This window comes from Streptomyces sp. NPDC026417 (assembly GCF_055567695.1).
Window position 1 is genome coordinate 22,116 of the sequence record NZ_JBVHPY010000003.1, and the last position, 17,157, is coordinate 39,272.

The 17,157-nt window shown below is 72.7% G+C and carries 12 protein-coding genes; 9 read left to right on the top strand and 3 right to left on the bottom strand.

Features of this window, described 5'->3' with window-relative positions; translation table 11 throughout:
- The first annotated feature begins 60 nt into the window (after positions 1-60).
- From ACZ4NT_RS05285 to ACZ4NT_RS05295, 3 genes are read left to right on the top strand one after another with little or no spacing between them, the layout of a single operon-like run.
- Positions 61-2,829, top strand: coding sequence for a DegT/DnrJ/EryC1/StrS family aminotransferase (locus tag ACZ4NT_RS05285; RefSeq protein WP_121408228.1), 2,769 nt, complete (start codon positions 61-63; stop codon positions 2,827-2,829).
- Positions 2,829-3,878 carry an LCP family protein gene (locus ACZ4NT_RS05290; RefSeq protein WP_121408227.1) on the top strand — a complete coding sequence of 350 codons (1,050 nt, stop codon included), beginning with the start codon at positions 2,829-2,831 and terminating at the stop codon, positions 3,876-3,878. The genes ACZ4NT_RS05285 and ACZ4NT_RS05290 overlap by 1 nt, the downstream gene beginning before the upstream one ends.
- 8 nt (positions 3,879-3,886) lie before the next feature.
- Positions 3,887-5,527, top strand: a complete 1,641-nt coding sequence (locus ACZ4NT_RS05295; RefSeq protein ID WP_121408226.1) for an oligosaccharide flippase family protein — start codon at positions 3,887-3,889, stop codon at positions 5,525-5,527.
- A 1,101-nt stretch (positions 5,528-6,628) separates the two neighbouring features.
- Here the strand turns inward: ACZ4NT_RS05295 and ACZ4NT_RS05300 are convergent.
- Together ACZ4NT_RS05300 and ACZ4NT_RS05305 are read right to left on the bottom strand one after the other, a co-directional pair.
- Positions 6,629-8,008: an O-antigen ligase family protein gene (locus tag ACZ4NT_RS05300; RefSeq protein ID WP_467723601.1), complete on the bottom strand. Its 1,380-nt coding sequence runs from the start codon at positions 8,006-8,008 to the stop codon at positions 6,629-6,631.
- A gap of 18 nt (positions 8,009-8,026) precedes the next feature.
- Entirely contained in the window at positions 8,027-9,439 is a 1,413-nt protein-coding gene (locus tag ACZ4NT_RS05305) for a tyrosine-protein kinase domain-containing protein (protein ID WP_467723603.1), read from the bottom strand.
- Positions 9,440-9,556: 117 nt separating this feature from the next.
- Between ACZ4NT_RS05305 and ACZ4NT_RS05310 the strand changes: the two genes are divergently transcribed.
- Genes ACZ4NT_RS05310 through ACZ4NT_RS05325 form a run of 4 tightly spaced genes read left to right on the top strand, consistent with a single transcriptional unit; the run spans position 9,557 to position 13,349 of the window.
- Complete coding sequence (locus ACZ4NT_RS05310) at positions 9,557-10,621, top strand: glycosyltransferase (protein WP_467723605.1); 1,065 nt, start codon at positions 9,557-9,559, stop codon at positions 10,619-10,621.
- On the top strand, positions 10,618-11,658 hold the full coding sequence (locus tag ACZ4NT_RS05315) for a glycosyltransferase family 2 protein (protein ID WP_467723607.1): 1,041 nt from the start codon (positions 10,618-10,620) through the stop codon (positions 11,656-11,658). The genes ACZ4NT_RS05310 and ACZ4NT_RS05315 overlap by 4 nt, the downstream gene beginning before the upstream one ends.
- A gap of 9 nt (positions 11,659-11,667) precedes the next feature.
- The gene (locus ACZ4NT_RS05320) at positions 11,668-12,378 is read left to right on the top strand and encodes a sugar transferase (protein WP_467723609.1); all 711 of its coding nucleotides are present in this window, start codon (positions 11,668-11,670) and stop codon (positions 12,376-12,378) included.
- On the top strand, positions 12,378-13,349 hold the full coding sequence (locus ACZ4NT_RS05325; RefSeq protein WP_467723611.1) for an NAD-dependent epimerase/dehydratase family protein: 972 nt from the start codon (positions 12,378-12,380) through the stop codon (positions 13,347-13,349). The genes ACZ4NT_RS05320 and ACZ4NT_RS05325 overlap by 1 nt, the downstream gene beginning before the upstream one ends.
- Positions 13,350-13,418: 69 nt before the next feature.
- Here the strand turns inward: ACZ4NT_RS05325 and ACZ4NT_RS05330 are convergent, their stop codons facing one another.
- Entirely contained in the window at positions 13,419-14,390 is a 972-nt protein-coding gene (locus tag ACZ4NT_RS05330) for a class I SAM-dependent methyltransferase (RefSeq protein WP_467723613.1), read from the bottom strand.
- Between the two features lie 172 nt (positions 14,391-14,562).
- Here ACZ4NT_RS05330 and ACZ4NT_RS05335 point away from each other — a divergent pair, with 172 nt between their 5' ends.
- Positions 14,563-15,774 carry a glycosyltransferase family 4 protein gene (locus tag ACZ4NT_RS05335; protein WP_467723614.1) on the top strand — a complete coding sequence of 404 codons (1,212 nt, stop codon included), beginning with the start codon at positions 14,563-14,565 and terminating at the stop codon, positions 15,772-15,774.
- A gap of 53 nt (positions 15,775-15,827) precedes the next feature.
- The gene (locus ACZ4NT_RS05340; protein ID WP_121408218.1) at positions 15,828-17,153 is read left to right on the top strand and encodes a UDP-glucose dehydrogenase family protein; all 1,326 of its coding nucleotides are present in this window, start codon (positions 15,828-15,830) and stop codon (positions 17,151-17,153) included.
- The last annotated feature ends 4 nt before the right edge of the window (positions 17,154-17,157 follow it).

Sequence of the window (17,157 nt, forward strand, 5' to 3'; positions counted from 1 at the left end):
CCCGTGGCGGGAGCGCACGCGAGGCCCGCGGCGCCATCCCCCAGATCCGGGGAGCGATTCATGACTGTCCACCGGCTGCGGCCCCGGCAGGAACCGACGAGGCACGACCGGCCCGCCGTGCGTGGCCGCTCGTCCCCTGCCGCGCTCGTCGCGGGGACCGGGGGCGAACCGGATGTCCCCTTCGCGGTGACCTGGATCAGCGTGGAGGCGCGCCGCGCGGCGCAACGGGTGCTCTCCTCGGGCTGGGTGACCACGGGTGCCGAGACGCAGCTGTTCGAGAAGGAGTTCGCGGCCCAGGTGGACGCCGACCATGCGATCGCGGTCAGTTCGTGCACCGCGGCGCTCGAACTGGCGCTGCGTGCCCTGCGGTTGCCGCCCGGCGGAACGGTCCTGATCCCCGCGCTGACGTTCTGCGGTGCGGCCGAGGCGATCCTGCACGCGGGCCTGCGGCCGGTACTGGTCGACGTCGATCCACGGGTGGGGATACCCACACCGGCCGACGTCGCGCGGGCCGCCAGAGGATGCGGATGCCCGCACGCGATGGTGGTCCTGCACTACGCGGGCGCCCCCGCGCCGGTCGCCGAGCTGGCGGAGGCCGCGGGACTGCCGCTGACGCACGTGGTGGAGGACGCCGCCCACGCCCTCGGCGCGGAGGTGGGGGACCGGCCCGTGGGCAGTCTGCCGGGAACCGCCTGCTTCAGCTTCTACGCGACCAAGAACCTCCCCATCGGCGAGGGCGGCATGGTGACCACGAACGATCCGGTCCTCGCCGAACGGATCCGCCGAGCGCGGCTGCACGGCATGTCCGCCGACGCCTGGCGGCGGAACCTTCCGGGGGGCAGCTGGCGGTACACCGTCGAAGAGGCGGGCCTCAAGGCCAACATGACGGACGTACAGGCCGCCATCGGGCGGGCTCAGCTCGGCCACTTCGAGGACTGGCAGCGACGGCGGGCCGCCGTCGCCGAGCGGTACACCGCCGCGCTGGAAGGCATCCCGGGCATCGAGCCACTGGACGCCGCCACCGAGGGGCGGCACGCGCACCACCTCTACGTGGTGCGGGTGCTCGACGAGTACGGGACCGGCCGCGACGACCTGATCGGGCGGCTGTCCGAGGTCGGCATCGGTACCTCCGTCCACTTCATCCCCCTCCACCACATGCCGTACTTCCGGCGCACGGCAGCCGTTCCGCCCGGGGGCCTGCCCGGCACCGACGCGCTCTTCCCGCAGTTGCTGTCGCTGCCCCTGCACCCGGGTCTCCAGGAACGCGCCGTCGACCGGGTCTGCGGTGAACTCGCCCGGATAGCGGCACGGCGCGACAGGCCCCGGGCCGTCCCGGCCGAGAGACCGGCTCCGCTCCGCCCCGCCGGACTGCGCACGCTGGTGATCGGAGCCGGCGAGGCCGGTGCCGCACTGGCCCGGGATCTGGCCCGGACACCGCAGTTCGGGCTCGAACCCGTCGGATTCCTGGACGACGACCCGGCCAAGCGGCGGGACGCGGTGGTCGGCGGCCTGCCCGTCCTGGGCGAGCTCGACGACACCGGAGCGGTGGCCCTCGCCCAGCGGATCGAGGCGGTCGTGGTGGCCATCCCCGGCCTCAGCCAGGAGCGCTTCCGCCAGGTCGCGCGGGCGGCGGAGGGAACGGGCGCGAGCGTCCGCTACCTGCCGTCCTTCATCGCCGCACTCCGCCGCGACGTGGTGGGCAGCGACATGCGGGCGCTGGACGTCCACGGGCTGATCGGCCGCACCGAGATGCACGTGGTCAGCCCCGAGGCGGGCGCGACGATCGCCGGACGGCGCGTCCTGGTGACGGGCGCCGGCGGATCGATCGGCAGCGAGCTGTGCCATCAGGTACGCGCCTTCGGCCCCAGCCGCCTCTTCCTCCTCGACCACGACGAGTCGAACCTGCACCGGCTGCAACTGGAGCTCTACGGCGACGCCCTGCTCAGCGACGACATCGTGATCTCGGACATCCGGGACCGGGCACGGATCGACCAGGTCTTCCGGGAGCTGCGCCCCGAGGTGGTCTTCCACGCGGCCGCGCACAAACACCTCCCGCTTCTCGAACGGCACCCCTGCGAGGGCGTCAAGTCGAACGTGTGGGGCACCGAGAACCTCGTCCGCGCCGCGGTGGCGACGGGCACCGAACGCTTCGTGCTGATCTCCACCGACAAGGCGGCCGACCCGGTGTCGGTCCTCGGCGCGACGAAGCGCCTCGCCGAGCTGATCGTGCGCGACGGCCAGCGGGGGGCCCCGCCGAAGACCGTCCTCACGGCCGTCCGCTTCGGCAACGTGCTGGGCAGCCGCGGTTCGTTGCTGTCGGTCGTGGCCGAACAACTGGGCAGCGGCTCGCCGGTGACGGTCACCCACCCCGACGTGACCCGGTTCTTCATGACGGTCGAAGAGGCCGTCGGCCTGGTTCTCGAGGCCGCGCGGATGGCCCGGGGCGGTGAGGTGTTCATCCTGGACATGAGCGACCCGGTGCGGATCGTCGACCTGGTCCGCCAGTTCGCGCGCTCCGTGAACGTGCCGGACGTGGACATCCGCTTCACGGGCCTGCGCCCCGGCGAGAAGCTCAACGAGACCCTGTTCTCCTCCCAGGAGGAGCACACCCGCACCTCCCATCCCCGCATCCTCTCCGCGACCTCATCCGCCGGGCACGGGCCGGCTTCCGCGGCGGCCCGGGGCCTGCCCGCGCTGTACGAGGCGGCGGAGCGCAACGACACCGGCGAGGTTCGCCGTGTGCTCGCCGACCTCCTCCCGGGGTTCCCCGCCGTGCCGACCGAACCGCCCCGCTCGGTCCTGTCCGATCCGTACCCGGACGACTTCTGATGGCCCCGCACCGCTCCTGGCCCGGGTGGGCGTCGAGGCAGGGCACCGGGCCGGACGCCCGCCCTCGCCGGCGCGTCCTGCGCAGGGTGCTGGTCCTCGCCCTCGTCGCCGTGCTCGCCCTCCTGGGGCTCTGTGCCGGCGGTGTCTGGTGGGGCACCAACCACTTCGGCGATCAGGTGACCCGGATCCCCCACGCCTTCCCGGACGGCCCCCGCCCGGACCGGCCCGAGGGGCACGCCGGGGGCACCACGTTCCTGCTGGCCGGCCTGGACAGCCGCTCCCCCCGGCCGACCACCGGCCGGGACGCGTCCGCCGACCTGTGGAAGCCCGGCGCCCAGCGCAGCGACACCCTGATGCTGGTGCACCTCAGCGCCGACAAGCGCACCGCCGCCACGGTGTCCCTGCCCAGGGACAGCTGGGTTCCCATTCCGGGCCACGGGTCGGCGAAGATCAACGCCGCGTTCTCCTGGGGCGGTCCACCCCTGCTCGTCAAGACGGTCGAGGAGCTCACGGGCACCCGGGTCGACCACTTCGGCGTCGTCGACTGGCACGGGTTCCGCTCCCTCACCGACGCGGTGGGCGGTGTGCCCGTCACCGTCCCCGCGGACGCCTACGACCCGGAGCAGCGGCGGCACTTCGCCGCCGGCACCCACACCCTCGACGGGGACCAGGCCCTGGCGTACGTCAGGCAGCGTCACGGCCTGCCGGGCGGCGAGCTGGACCGCATCGAACGACAGCAGCAGTTCCTGCAGAGTCTGGTCGGCGAGGTACGGAGCGAAGTGAGCCTCGGCGACCCGCTCGGCACCGGCAGGATGCTCGACGCGATCACGCGCACCGTGAGCGTCGACGACGAGATGTCCAACGGCGACCTGCGCGACCTCGTGCTCGGCCTGCGCCACCTCAACGCCTCGGACGCCTCGTTCACCACCGCTCCGATCGTCCGCTCGGAGATGATCCGCGGCCAGTACGCCCTCATCCTGGACAAGGGGAAGCTGCGGGCGCTGTGGCACGCGGTCGAGACCGGACAAGCGCCCCGTGACGGGGAGTGAGGCCCGCGATGCGCGCCCAGCACCCCCTGTTCCGCGTCGTCACCGGATCCACCGCGCCGGTGGGGCCGCGACGCGACGGCCCGGCCGCGACGAGCGGCGGCGGGGCAGACGGCCCGGGCGGCACGGGCGACGGCGAGAACACGGGTGCCGCCGGCCCCGGCAGGCCCGCGAAAGGCCTGTACTCGGGGGTGAGTTTCAGCGCCCTGGCCCAGGCCGCGCCCCTGCTCGTCAACCTGGCGCTGACGCCGTACCTCATCCGCCACCTGGGTCTCGACCGCTTCGGAGTCTGGTCCCTGGTCCTGGTCTTCCTCGCCACGCTCACCGTGCTGGACGGCGGCATCGGGGCGTCGCTGGCCCGCTTCCACGCCTACCACGCCGCTCGCGGCGACCGGGAGGGCACGGGCCGGCTGGTGGTCGCGTCCCTCGCGGCCTTCGTCGGACTGGGGATCGTGGTCACCGGTCTGTGCCTGCTGCTCACCCCCACGATCACGTCGGCCCTGGACCTGCCGCCGCGGCTGCGGGGCGAGGCCGGACAGCTGCTGCTGGCCCTGGGCCCCCTGCTCACCCTCGCCCTGGCCTCCAACTCCGCCATCGCGCTGCTCCAGGCGAACGCCCGCTTCCGCTCTCTCGCGGCGCTCAGCTGGGGATCGTGCCTCATGTACGCGGCCGGGGTGACCGTGCTGATCGACCGGGGACCCGACCTGCCCCTGCTCGCGGTCCTCACCCTGGGCAGGTACTTCCTCGTGACCGTGGGGGGCCTCTGCCTGGCAGCCCCGCACCTCCGCATCCGGCGGCCGCTGCTGCCGCCCCGGGCGGAGCGGCGGGACTTCGGTGGTTACGCGCTGCGCATGCAGATGTCGGGATTCACCGTCTTCCTCAACGGAGAGATCGACGCGCTGGTGATCGCCGCGCTGCTTCCCGTGCGCTACGTCGGCATCTACGCCGCCGGATACCAGGCGGCGACAGCGCTGCGCAGTCTGCCGCTCTACGCCTTCCCTCCGGTCCTCACCCGCATGACGAACGTCTTCGCCGGGCGCGGACTCCCCGGCGCCGTCGAGGAGTTCCACCTGCTGCAGGCCCGCTGGCTCCCCGCCGTCCTGACCTACGGCGTCGTGACGACGGGCGCGGTGGGTCTGGCGGTCCAGGTGTGGCTCGGCCCGGCACTGGCCCTCAGCGGGACCGTCGCCGCCGTCCTGCTCGCCGGGTATTCCGTGCAGGTGGCCCTCACCGGCATGCGGACCTGTTTCGTGCGGGCGGTCGGGCGGCCGGGATTCGAGACGCGGTACTCCTGGTGTGCGACAGGGGTGAACCTTGCGCTCACGGTGCCGCTGACGCTGCTGTTCGGCGTCGTCGGGGTGGTGCTGGCCACCGCCGTCGGCCTCATGGCCGGCTCCCTGTACTTCGTCGTGCTGTGCCGGCGCTTCGCCGGACTGCGGGAGGCGAGACTGCCGAGGCGCTGGCTGCCCGCGACCGCGCTGGGCGGCCTCACCGCCGGACTCGGCGCCCTGCTTGTCCTGCGCCTGGGCTGGCACGGGGCGCTGCCCCTGGTGCTGACGGGTGTCCCCGTGCTCGCCGGTCTCGCGCTCGCCGCCGCCCTGATACTCCGGAAGGGGGCCGCGAAGCGCCCTCCGGAGGAGAACTTCCCGTGAAGGAGGAACCTCTCATGAGTCCGGTCACCATCCAGAAGTCAGCGTCCGCCGCCCCACCGGGACCCGGTCGCGACCGGGCCGGACGTGTGCTGATCGTGGCCCAGCTGGACGGCTTCGCCAACAGCGTCAAACCCCTCGCCACCATGCGGTTCCTCAGCGAGCACGGCCACGAGGTGCACCTGGCGGACACCAACTGCCTCGCGAGGGCCTCCAGTCGGCCGGGCTCCCTCGGGCGGATGCTGCCCGGGTCCCTGCGCCCCTCCGAGCTCACCCTGTACGCCAACGACGTGCTCTCCAAGACACTGACCCGCCGCTGGGCGTTCGGCCGCCGGCACCTGTCGTACTACGTGCTGTCCGCGGACCACCGCCTGAGGCGGCGCATCCTGGCACGCCGGCTCGACCTGGACGACTACGACCTGGTCATCTGCGAGACGCCGTACGACGCCGGTGTCCTGCAGACCGGTACCTCGGCCCAGACGCTGTACGACTGCCCGAGCCCCTGGGCGGACGAGGTGTTCTACGAAAGTCGGCTCACGGGCCGCCAGCACCAGCGGTTCCGCCGCTGGGAGCGGAGGTTCCTGGAGGACGTGCAGCACCTCTCCTTCGGCTGGGAGTCCTACGGCCGGTACGTGCAGGAGCAGTACGGCATCAGCGGGCGCAATTTCGTCCAGCTCAACTGGGGATGCACACCGCAGGAGGAGAGGTCCCGGTTCGCCGACCCGCCGAAGGTGGCCTATCTCGGCTCCCTCAGCTCACGGTTCATCGACGTGGACCTGCTGGCCCGCCTGAGCCGGCGGTACCCGCACATCCACGTCTACGGAGGGCCGCCGCCCGAGCCCGCGCTCGGGCTCGACTATCGCGGATACGCCTCGCCCGACATCCTGCGCGACTACCAGTTCGGACTGATCACGTGCACCCGCGACCTGCTGCGCAGGCAGGGGTTCTCGGCCAAGCACCTGCACTACCTGGCACACGGGCTTCCCGTCCTGGTGCCCGACTGGCGGCGACACCTCGACCTCCTGAAGGGATCGGTGCCCTACACCGAGGAGACCTTCGCGTCCGTCGTCGAGGGACTGAGCGACCCGGCGGCCTGGCAGCGGGTCAGCGACGTGGCGTACGAACAGGCTCGGCGGCTGGACTGGAACCGGACACTGGAGCCCCTGGAGAGGCTGCTCGACGGACGGCCTGAGGCAGGAGGAGCGCCGCGACCAGGGCGAAGGTGAGGGAGTTGCTGATGCCGAACGACCAGGGCCGCTCCACGATCGAGGCGAGCAGGACGGGCAGCAGCACGCACGCCGCCAGGCGGAAGCCGGCGGCCCCGCCGGTGAGCAGCAGGTGGGCGAGAAGGAAGAGGAAGAGGCAGAGCCCGACGGCTCCGCCCGCGTACAGCACGTCGAGCCACTGGTTGTGCAGGGACGGGGAGACCGCCGCGGGTATCTCACCGGCGTGATACTTGGCGGGCCAAGCCTTGCCGCCGAAGCCGAAGAGGGGCGACCCGGGCAGCTCCTCCCGGGCGATGTTCCAGATCGCCGCGCGGTCCCCGAGCCGGTCCGCGTCGGGCTGGTGGAACGGGAGGGCGAGGCCGACGGCGATCGCCGCACCCAGCACCGGCAGGGCGCACAGCACGGGTACGAACGACTTCTTCGGCTCGCCCCGGCTCTCCTCGTCGGGGAGTTTCGGCCGCAGCAGCGCCAGGAAGGCCAGGACGGCCACCGCGGTGACACCGGCCAGCCTGCTGCCGGTGGCGACCGCCATGAAGGCGATGTAGCACGACAGGACGATGCGGACGCGTCCGCGCAGCCCCAGCCAGACGAAGGGGATGCCGACGATCAGCAGCAGCCCGAAGATGTTCTCGTTCGTGAAGACGCCCGAGTAGAGGACCCCGAGCAGGCCGCAGGGATTGTCGGACCGGCACTCCCGCATGACGGTGGCGGGCTCGACGAGCGATTCGAAGCCGCCCAGCACGGCGGACAGGACGACGACGGCCGCGCCGCCCAGAAAGGCCGGCCGTCCGGGACGGGCGACCGCTGCCGCGAGGAGCGCCGCGAGGAGCACGAGCTGGCGCGGGGCCAGGAAGTCCTCGCCGTGGAAGCCGTCGGAGAAGGCGAAGAGGAGGACGAGTGCCACGCCGACGAGCGGGGCGACGTTGATCCGTGCGCGGGTGAAGAACAGCCGGTGGACGACGAACGCGGCACATCCGGAGATGAGCAGGGCGTTGCACACCGTCCCGATCAGATTCACCCACTGCGGGAAGCCGATCACCACCTCGCCCAGCGGGTCGAGCCTCTCCCGGCGGCCTGCGTGCACCACGTACGCCATGGTGGGGAGGTTGGCCAGCACGCCGACCAGGAGGATCAGGGTCGCGGTGAGGTCCCAGTCCCGGAAGGCGCGGGCCCGCCGGAACGCGATGGTGGCCGGGATCAGGGCGAGAACGGTCAGGATCCCCATGACCAACGCCATCTCGGTCTGCTGCTGCGTCATCCCGTCTCACACCCCGGCCTAGCCGTGACGTGGACCCGGGGCGTGCGCAACGGCTTCCGCCGCGGGGCGTCCGCCGTCCGTTCCGGGCGTGTGCCTCGCGGGCCGTGGCGACGGGTTCCTGCCGTCCGGCCCCTCGGCGGGCGTCCCGGTCAGGACGGCACCGAGTACCCGCGCACGCACGGTCGAGAGGGAGTCGAGGGCCCGCAGAGCCACGTCGCGCCGGGTCTTCCCGGCCCGTACGACGAAGAGCACGCCCTTGGCGATCGAGGCGAGCGCCGCCCCGTCCGCGTAGGACAGCAGCGGCGGACTGTCCACGACCACCAGGTCGGCGTCCGCCTCGAGGGCACGCAGCAACTGCGCCATGTCGGTGGAGGAGACGAGCGCACTCGGATCCGCGGGGGCGGGGCCGGCGGGCAGCACGCGAATACCGCCGTCCGCCCAGTCCTCGAGGGCTTCGTAGAGCGGCGTGCCCTCGGTCAGCACCCCGGTGAGTCCGGGTGTGCCGCGCAGGCCCAAGTCCTTGGCCAGTCGCGGCCTGCGCAGGTCCGCCTCCAGAAGGATGACGCGCTGACCCGTGCGGGCGACGCTCGTCGCCAGGTCGATCGCGGTCTGCGTCCGCCCCTCTTCGGGCAGCGCGCCGGCCACGAGCACCGAATCCGGGATGCCGTTCTCGTCGCCGAACCTCAGCCGGGTGCGCAGGTGGCTCAGCGCCTCCGCCCGTCGGGTCGTGCCGGCTCCCGTCGCCGTGGTCGAACGGCGTCGGGCGGGCGGGGGGACGGTGCCGGCCGTGGAGAGGCCCAGCTGAGTGGAGACATCGGCCGGCGAGCGCATCGTGGTGTCGAGGGACTGCCGCAGTACGGCACCTCCGATGCCCACGCCCAGTCCGGCCAGCAGGCCGATGGCGACGTTCAGTTCGGGGCGGGGGCTCGTCGGGGCGGTCGGTGGTTCGGACCCTCCGACCACGCTGGCCTTGACCAGCGGCGGCGCGTCCGCGGGGGAGCCCTCGATCGCGGTGATGTACCGCGTGAACTGGGCGGCGGTCTCGTCGGCGATCGCCTGCGCCCGGGCGGCGGACGGGTCGTCCACCCGGATGTCGACCAGGGTGGTGTCGAGTGGCGCCTGCGCGGTGATCTTCCCGGCCAGCCGCTCCGGAGTGGTGCGCAGATCAAGGGTGTTGATCACCCCGTCGAGGACCGCGGGGCTGGTGACGATGCGGGTGTAGGACTTGACGCGCTGCTGGGTGAACAGGCCGCCCTGGTACGCGTTGGCGTTGTTCTCGTCGCTGGTGGCGATGAACAGCTGAGCGGTGGCCGTGTAGGTGCGCGGCGTCAGGACGGTGACGGCGACCGCCGCCGCCAGTCCGAGCAGGACGCATGCGGCGACGAAGCGCCAGCGCCGGCGCAGTGCGGCGATGAAGTCGTGGAGATCCATGGAGGCTCCTCCGTGCGAGCCGTTTCCGGCCGCTCTTGACGCTGTCTGTGGGAGAGGGCAAACTGTTGATTTACGTCGTAAACATACGATATCAGCATACGGCTGGAACACAGAACTATGAACGGTCACCTGGAGCGCTGCGCGATCACGCCGTACGGCCGGGGAGCCGGCAGCTCCCGGGTCCGGGTCTTCGAGTGGCTGGACCGGGTCGGCACCGACTTCACCGTCGGCAGCTATCTGTCGCTGCCGGACGCGTCCGTGTCCCGGCTCGCCCGCCACCCGCTGTCCCTCGCCCGGGCGGAGCTGAGGCTGGGCGCCATCGCGCGGGCCCGTCCGCGGCGGCTGCTCCTGCACCGGGAGGCGTCACCGCTCAGCCGCGGCTGGTGGGAGCGCCGGTTGCTGACCAGTGCGGAGTTCGCCGTGTACGACTTCGACGACGCCCTTCAGTGGGACTGGGGGGACGGCGGCCTGGCCCGGAAGCTGGCGCCCAAGGCGGGCAAGGCGCGGGTGGCCGTGCGGCACGCGGACCGGATCGTCGCGGGCAACAGCGTCCTGGCGGACTGGGCCTCCCGGCACCACGACGACGTGGTCGTGATCCCGAGCTGCGTGGAGCCCGCGGACTACACCTGCAAGACCTCCTACGACCTGCACGATCCGCCGCGGCTCGGCTGGATCGGCTCACGCCACAACGAGTCCTGTCTCGCCCTGATCGCCGGGCCGCTGACGGAGGTTCACCGCCGGACCGGAGCCCGGCTCACGATCGTCGGTACCACCACACCGTCTCTCGGGCCGCTGGAGTCCTTCGTCGACAGGATGGCGTGGAGCCCGGACAACCAGCGGACCGCGCTCGCGACCATGGACATCGGCCTCATGCCGGTGCCGACGACTGCGTACGGCCTCGGCAAGTGCGGCTACAAACTCCTGCAGTTCGCCGCCGCCGGCCTGCCCGCCGTCGCGAGCCCCCTGGGCGTCAACGCCGAGCTGCTGTCCCGGCTGCGCATGCCCGCCGCACGGAGCCCGGACGACTGGACGAGCGCGATCCTGGGTCTCGTCGGCGCCTCCGCGACCGAGCGGGAGCGGCTCGGCCGCGCCGCCCGCGAGCTGGCCGACCACGAGTACTCGTATCGTGCGTGGCTGCCCCGCTGGGCGGCGGCCATGGAACTCGGACCGGTGCCCCGATGACCCCCGCCCAGGAGGACGTCCCGGCCGTCGACGTCGTGATCGTGAACTGGAACACCGGGCACCATCTGCGGGACTGCCTGCGCTCCGTCGTCCGGACCGACCGGTCCCGCCTGCGGGTGGCCCGCGTGGTCGTCGTGGACAACGCCTCCACGGACACGTCCCTCCACGGGCTGGACACCGCGGGCATCCCGCTCGACGTGGTGCGCAACGACCGCAACCGCGGCTTCGCCGCCGCCTGCAACCAGGGGGCCGCGCGCGGCGACAGCGGTCTCCTGCTCTTCCTCAACCCGGACGCGGAGCTGTACCCCGACACCCTGCGTGCCGTCGGCGACTTCCTCGCCACCCGCGCCGCGGACGGCGTCGGCATCTGCGGCGGCCGTATGGTCGACGCCGACGGACGCCCCGCCATCTCCTGCTCCCGCTTCCCCAGCCTGCGCGTCTTCGTGGGGAAGATGAGCGGCCTCGCCCGGCTGGTGCCCCGGGTGTTCCCCCCGCACCACCTGCGCCCGAAGGACATCACGGCATCAGGCCCGGTCGACCAGGTCATCGGTGCCTTCTTCCTGATGCGGCGCCCGCTGTTCGAAGACCTGCGCGGCTTCGACGAGCGCTACTTCCTCTACTTCGAGGAGACGGACCTCGCCCTGCGGGCCGCTCGGCGCAACCGGCCCTCGTACTACGTGCACCAGGCCCTGGTCCGGCACATCGGGCAGGTGAGCTCCGCCCAGCTGGGAGGCAAGCGGCTGCGCCACTCGCTGTGCAGCCGGACCACCTACGCCTTCCGCCACTGGCCCAGGTCCCGGGCCTCGCTGCTGGTGGCCCTGACCCTGACCGTCGAACTCGCGGCCAGGCTCGCCAGAGCCCTGCTCCGCCGGAGTCCGTCCGAAGGCCTGCAGACCCTCGCCGGATACGGGGGCTATCTGCGCTGGTTGTGCGCGGCCGCCACCCACGCGCGCGAGCGCACCCCGCTCCGGACGACGGCGCCATCACCCCGCCCGACCGCGCCTGCCGTACCCGACGGCACGGCGGAACCGACCTAGGACCCCGTCATGGACATCATCGACCGCGGCACCCGACAGGCCCTGCCGTCCCCGAGCGCGGTGCGGCCGACCCCGGCGTGCCGGACCCTGGACGTCGTCCTCGCCGTGACGCTGCTCCTCCTTCTCACCCCGCTCCTGATCCTGCTGGCGCTGCTCGTCGCCCTCACCAGCGGACGGCCGGTGCTGTTCCGGCAGCAGCGGATCGGGGAGGGCGGGCGCGAGTTCACCCTCTACAAGTTCCGCAGCATGAGACCCCGCAGCCCGGGTCCCGAGGTGACCTGCGGCCACGACCCCAGGGTGACGACCACCGGGCGTCTGCTGCGGCGGCTGAGCCTCGACGAGCTGCCGCAGCTGTGGAACGTGCTGCGCGGGGACATGACCCTGGTCGGCCCGCGCCCCGAGGTCCCGCACCTCGCCCACCGCTACCCGCCCGCACATCGGTGGGTGTTCCGGTACCGCCCCGGGCTCACCGGTCCGTGCCAGCTCCGGTCACGCGTGTACACCGCGGAGCTCGACGGCCGGGCCGACCCGGAGGAGTACTACCTGACCGTGCTGGTGCCCCAACGCACCGCCATGGACGCGGAGTTCCTGCGGCACGCCACCGTGCCCAGCGTCCTGCGCTTCACGGTCAGGACGGTCCGGTACGTGCTGTCCGCGGTGTGGGAGGGGTCCTCCCGGCGGGAGCGGGCCGCCCGTGACGCCGACGGAGGTGCGTTCTGATGCGCGCCGTCGTGACCGGTGCCGCCGGCTTCATCGGTTCCCACCTGTGCGAACACCTGGTGTCCCGCGGGGACGAGGTGCTGGGCGTCGACGCGATGACCGACTTCTACGAGCCCTGGCGCAAGCGGCACAACCTGGCCCGGCTGCGGGGGCTGGAACGGTTCCGCTTCCGGCAGGGCGACCTGCTCGAACTCCGGCTGCAGCCGCTGTTCGCCGAGGCCGACGTCGTCTACCACCTCGCCGGCCAGCCCGGCGTGCGCGGTTCCTGGGGCGCGGAGTTCGGCGTGTACCTGGAGCGCAACGTCCTGCTCACGCAGCACGTCCTGGAGGCGGCGCGGGACGCCGGGCTGCGCCGCCTCGTCTTCGCCTCCAGCTCGTCGGTCTACGGCGACGCGGAGGCCTATCCCACGCCGGAGACGGTGCGTCCCCGGCCCGTGTCCCCGTACGGCGTCACCAAGCTCGCCGCCGAGCAGCTGTGCGAGACCTACCGAAGCGTCTTCGGCGTACCGGCGGTGTCCCTCCGGCTGTTCAGTGTCTACGGCCCCCGGCAGCGCCCCGACATGGCGTTCTCCCGGCTGGTGGCGGCCGCCTGCACGCACCGGCCCTTCCCGTTGTACGGGGACGGGCGGCAGAGCCGCGACTTCACCTACGTCGGGGACGTGGTCAACGCCATGCGTCAGGCCGCGCTCTCCTCGTGGACCGGTGTCGCGAATCTCGGCGGCGGTTGCGAGGTGACGATGAACCAGGTGATCGCGCTGGTCGGCCGCCTGGCCGACCCGGTGCACGTGGTGCCGGGTCCGGGGCGCCCCGGTGACGCGCGGCGGACCGCGGCCGACATCGCGGTGGCGCGCGAGGCTTTCGGATACCGGCCCGGCACGGACGTCCGGTCCGGACTGGCCGCCATGGTGCGGGCCGAGGAGGTGTCCCGGCGGGAAGCGCCCGAGGAGCATCCGGTCGCGGGCCGGCGCTGACGCGCGCTCGCCGTTCGGCCGTACGCCGCGGCCACCGGGCCTCGGTCGGGAATCCGGGGCCACCGGCCCTCAGTGGGGAAGCTGCGCGCCTCGGTAGTACTCGACGATCTCCGCGGCCGTCATCTCCCGGTCGCGCTTGCGGCCGAGGAAGTAGAAGGCGGACGCGTTGTCCGAGGCGTAGCCCGCGGGGATCAGGCGGTCGAGGGCGCGCAGCCAGCAGAGCAGGCCCCGCGTGGCGCGGCCGGCGAACGCGGACCGCGTCAGACCGCGGACCAAGTGGTCACTGGTCCAAAGGAGTTGGGTGCCGGGGCCCGCCACGGGGCCGGCGGCCAGCTCCTCGAAGTGCCGGAAGAGATAGCGGTGGCCGCTCGCCGTGTACCGGGTGAAGTCGTGGGCTCCGGCGTGCACTTGCTGCAGGAACGGAGTCTCGGCGTAGACCTGGCCGCCGTCCTTGAGGACCCGGTGGATCTCGGCGACGACCGCGGCCGGATCGAGCACATGCTCCAGTACGGCCTGGACCAGCACCGCGTCGACGCTCGCGTCGGACAGCGGGATGCGGTGGGCGTCCGCGACGAACTGGGTCACGGGGCTGGCCACGATGTCGAACCCGATCACCCGTACGCGCGGATCGCGGTAGATCGCGGCCACGCCGTTGCCGACGGTGGCCCCGCCGACCACGAGCAGGGTCGGCGAGGGGCCGCGGAGGCCGCGCAGCAGCATCTCGATGTTCCTGGCCGCCACTCGGTTGGGCGGTTTGACCAGGCGGCGCAGCGGAGCGGGCAGCCGCTCGGCCCTGCTCACGGGCCCGTGCTCCGTCCCGTCCGGACGCCGGTCCGCTCGTGCCGGCGCCGGCCGGGTGACGACGCTGCGCTCGAAGTCGACGAGGAACGGCCACCGTCCGTCCGACGGGAAGGCCGTCGGGGAGTGGCCGGGGCACGCGGGCGAACTGCACGCGAGCCCGTGGCCCGCGTCCCGGAGGGGTGACCGGCAGCGGGGACACGCCAGCAGATGCCTGATCTCGTGCAGCTCGGCCAGTGCCATAACCGTTCCTCTGATTGACCTGGACCACTTGAGGGGTGATGCTGTACGTATACAACGTAAATATACCCCTTTGTCCCCCTGGTGGTGATCGGTGATGCGGATCGGGACCCTCGTCCCTGGCTCGGGCCGACGCGACGGTCCGGACTCCGGATGGCCCGCGACACCTCCGCTGGTGGCGCCGCCGGCCACGCTGCCCGTGCCGCCGTCCTCCCCCCGCATCAAGGTCCTGCACGTCATCACCCGGTTCTGGGCGGGAGCCGGCGGCAACACGCTCCTGTCGGCCGAGGGCATGGACCCCGGTCGCTACGAGGTGTGGATCGCCGGAGTGCCCGGCGGCGACCTCTGGGCCCGGGCCCGGGCCGCAGGCATCCGCACCGTCGAGATCCCCGGGTTCCGGCACACCCTCGGCCCGGCCGACCTGATGGTCCTGGGACGCCTGGTGCGTCTCATCCGGCGCGAGCGGTTCACCGTGGTGCACACGCACTCGGCCAAGGGGGGATTCCTCGGCCGCGTGGCCGCACGCCTGTGCCGCACACCCGTGGTGGTGCACACCTTCCACGGCCTCAGCTTCCACCCGCACATGTCCGCGCCCAGGCGCACGCTGTACCGCCTGCTGGAACGGGCGACGCGGGGGTGCACCCACCGGTTCCTCGCCGTGGCACCGCGCGTCGCGCAGCAGGCGGTCGAGGAGGGCCTGGCCCCGCCGGGGCGCGTCCGGGTGGTGCCGTCCGCCGTGGACCTGGCACACATCCCCGGCGCATTCGATCCCGAGGCCCGGCGCGCGCTCGGCGTCCCTCGGAGCACGGCGCTCGTCGGCACCGTGGGGCGGATCGACCGGCAGAAGGCGCCCCTGGACTTCGTCCGCATGGCGGCCGCGATCCGTGCACGGCACCCCGACACGGCCTTCGTCATGATCGGTGACGGCCCGCTGGAGGGCGAGGTCCGCCGCCTCGCCGCCGAACTGGGCGTCGACGTGACGCTCACCGGGCACCGGCCGGACGCCGCCGCACTGGTGGCGGGCCTCGACGTCTTCGTCATCACCTCGCTCTACGAGGGCCTCGGCAGAGCGCTCACCGAAGCGCTGGCCACCGCCCGTCCGGTCGTCGCGACGGCCGTCAACGGCGTGCCCGATCTGGTGGAACACGGCGCCACGGGCCTGCTCGTGGCACCCGCCGACCCCCTGGGCGCCGCGCGAGCGGTCGGCTGGCTGCTCGACCACCCGGGAGAGGCGGCCGCCATGGGACGCCAGGGCCGCGGCACGGTCCGCGCCACCTTCGCCCCCCAGGCCATGTGCGCCGCCGTAGACGCCTGCTACAGCGACTTGCTGGGCCTTCCTTCCCAGGGGAGGACGGACCCGGTCCCAGGGGCCGCGGAGGACCCCTGAGCGGAATTCCCGAGCGACCCTCCCCATCGACCACGGGACCCACGGAGATCGACATGCGCCTGACAGTCATCGGTACCGGATACGTCGGAGCGGTCCACGCCGCCTGCATGGCGGACATCGGCCACCAGGTTCTCGGGGTCGACATCGACGAGGAGCGGATCGCCGCGCTGGCGAGCGGCCGGCCCCCGTTCTTCGAGCCCGGTCTGTCCGAGATGCTCATGAGGACGGTGGACAGCGGAAGGCTGCGGTTCACCACGTCCACGGCCGAGGCCGCCCGCTTCGGTGAGACCCACTTCGTCTGCGTGGGCACCCCGCAGCGCCCGGGATCGGACGCCGCCGACCTGACCCATGTCGAGGCCGCCCTCGACCGCCTGGCGCCCCACCTGCACGACAGCGGGTACGAACGGATCCTGGTCGTCGGCAAGTCGACGGTTCCCGTGGGCACGGCGGACCGGCTGGCCGAGCGGCTGAGCGCCGTCGCTCCGGAGGCCGAACTCGTCTGGAACCCGGAATTCCTGCGCGAGGGCTGCGCGGTCCAGGACACCCTGCGGCCGGAGCGCATCGTCGTGGGCTCGAACTCCGAGCACGCCGAGGCCCGGATGAGGAGGATCTACGAGCCGCTGCTGGACGGGGGCACCGCGTTCCTCGGCACCGACCTGGCGACCGCCGAACTGGTCAAGCTGGCCTGCAACTCCTTCCTCGCCACCAAGATCTCGTTCATCAACGCCATGGCGGAGATCTGCGACGCGACGGGAGCCGACGTGCTCACGCTCGCGGATGCGATGGGCCGGGACTCCCGGATCGGCCCGCGCTTCCTGTCCCCGGGCCTCGGCTTCGGCGGCAGCTGCCTGCCCAAGGACATCCGGGCCTTCACCGCCCGCGCCGAGGAACTCGGCCAGGCTCCGTCCGTGGCCTTCCTGCGGCAGGTCGACGAGATCAACACGCGGCAGCGCGGGCGCGTCGTCGACCTGGCGGAGCGACTCGTGGGCGGGTCCTTCGAGGACAAAAACGTCGCCGTGCTGGGAGCCGCCTTCAAACCCCGCAGCGACGACATCCGGGACTCGCCCGCGCTCGCGGTCGCCGACCGGATCCGGCGCCGCGGGGGCCAGGTCCGGGTGCACGATCCCGAGGCGGTCGACAACGCCCGGACCGCGTACCCCGCGCTGCAGTTCGCCCTGGACGTGGCGAAGGCGTGCGAGCAGGCGGACGTCGTCCTGCACCTGACGGAGTGGCCGCAGTACCGGGAGCTCGACCCCGCCGCCCTCGCCGCGATGGTGCGCACGCCGGCCATCGTCGACGCCCGCAACGCCCTCGACGCGGCGGCCTGGCGTGCGGCCGGATGGACGCTGCGTGCGCCGGGCCGCCCGCGGCTCGGCTGAGCGA

Excerpts from the sequence above, each read along its gene's own strand:
- ACZ4NT_RS05285 (WP_121408228.1), top strand. The coding sequence starts at position 61 with ATGACTGTCCACCGGCTGCGGCCCCGGCAGGAACCGACGAGGCACGAC.
- ACZ4NT_RS05290 (WP_121408227.1), top strand. The coding sequence starts at position 2,829 with ATGGCCCCGCACCGCTCCTGGCCCGGGTGGGCGTCGAGGCAGGGCACC.
- ACZ4NT_RS05295 (WP_121408226.1), top strand. The coding sequence starts at position 3,887 with ATGCGCGCCCAGCACCCCCTGTTCCGCGTCGTCACCGGATCCACCGCG.
- ACZ4NT_RS05300 (WP_467723601.1), bottom strand. The coding sequence starts at position 8,008 with ATGACGCAGCAGCAGACCGAGATGGCGTTGGTCATGGGGATCCTGACC.
- ACZ4NT_RS05305 (WP_467723603.1), bottom strand. The coding sequence starts at position 9,439 with ATGGATCTCCACGACTTCATCGCCGCACTGCGCCGGCGCTGGCGCTTC.
- ACZ4NT_RS05310 (WP_467723605.1), top strand. The coding sequence starts at position 9,557 with ATGAACGGTCACCTGGAGCGCTGCGCGATCACGCCGTACGGCCGGGGA.
- ACZ4NT_RS05315 (WP_467723607.1), top strand. The coding sequence starts at position 10,618 with ATGACCCCCGCCCAGGAGGACGTCCCGGCCGTCGACGTCGTGATCGTG.
- ACZ4NT_RS05320 (WP_467723609.1), top strand. The coding sequence starts at position 11,668 with ATGGACATCATCGACCGCGGCACCCGACAGGCCCTGCCGTCCCCGAGC.
- ACZ4NT_RS05325 (WP_467723611.1), top strand. The coding sequence starts at position 12,378 with ATGCGCGCCGTCGTGACCGGTGCCGCCGGCTTCATCGGTTCCCACCTG.
- ACZ4NT_RS05330 (WP_467723613.1), bottom strand. The coding sequence starts at position 14,390 with ATGGCACTGGCCGAGCTGCACGAGATCAGGCATCTGCTGGCGTGTCCC.
- ACZ4NT_RS05340 (WP_121408218.1), top strand. The coding sequence starts at position 15,828 with ATGCGCCTGACAGTCATCGGTACCGGATACGTCGGAGCGGTCCACGCC.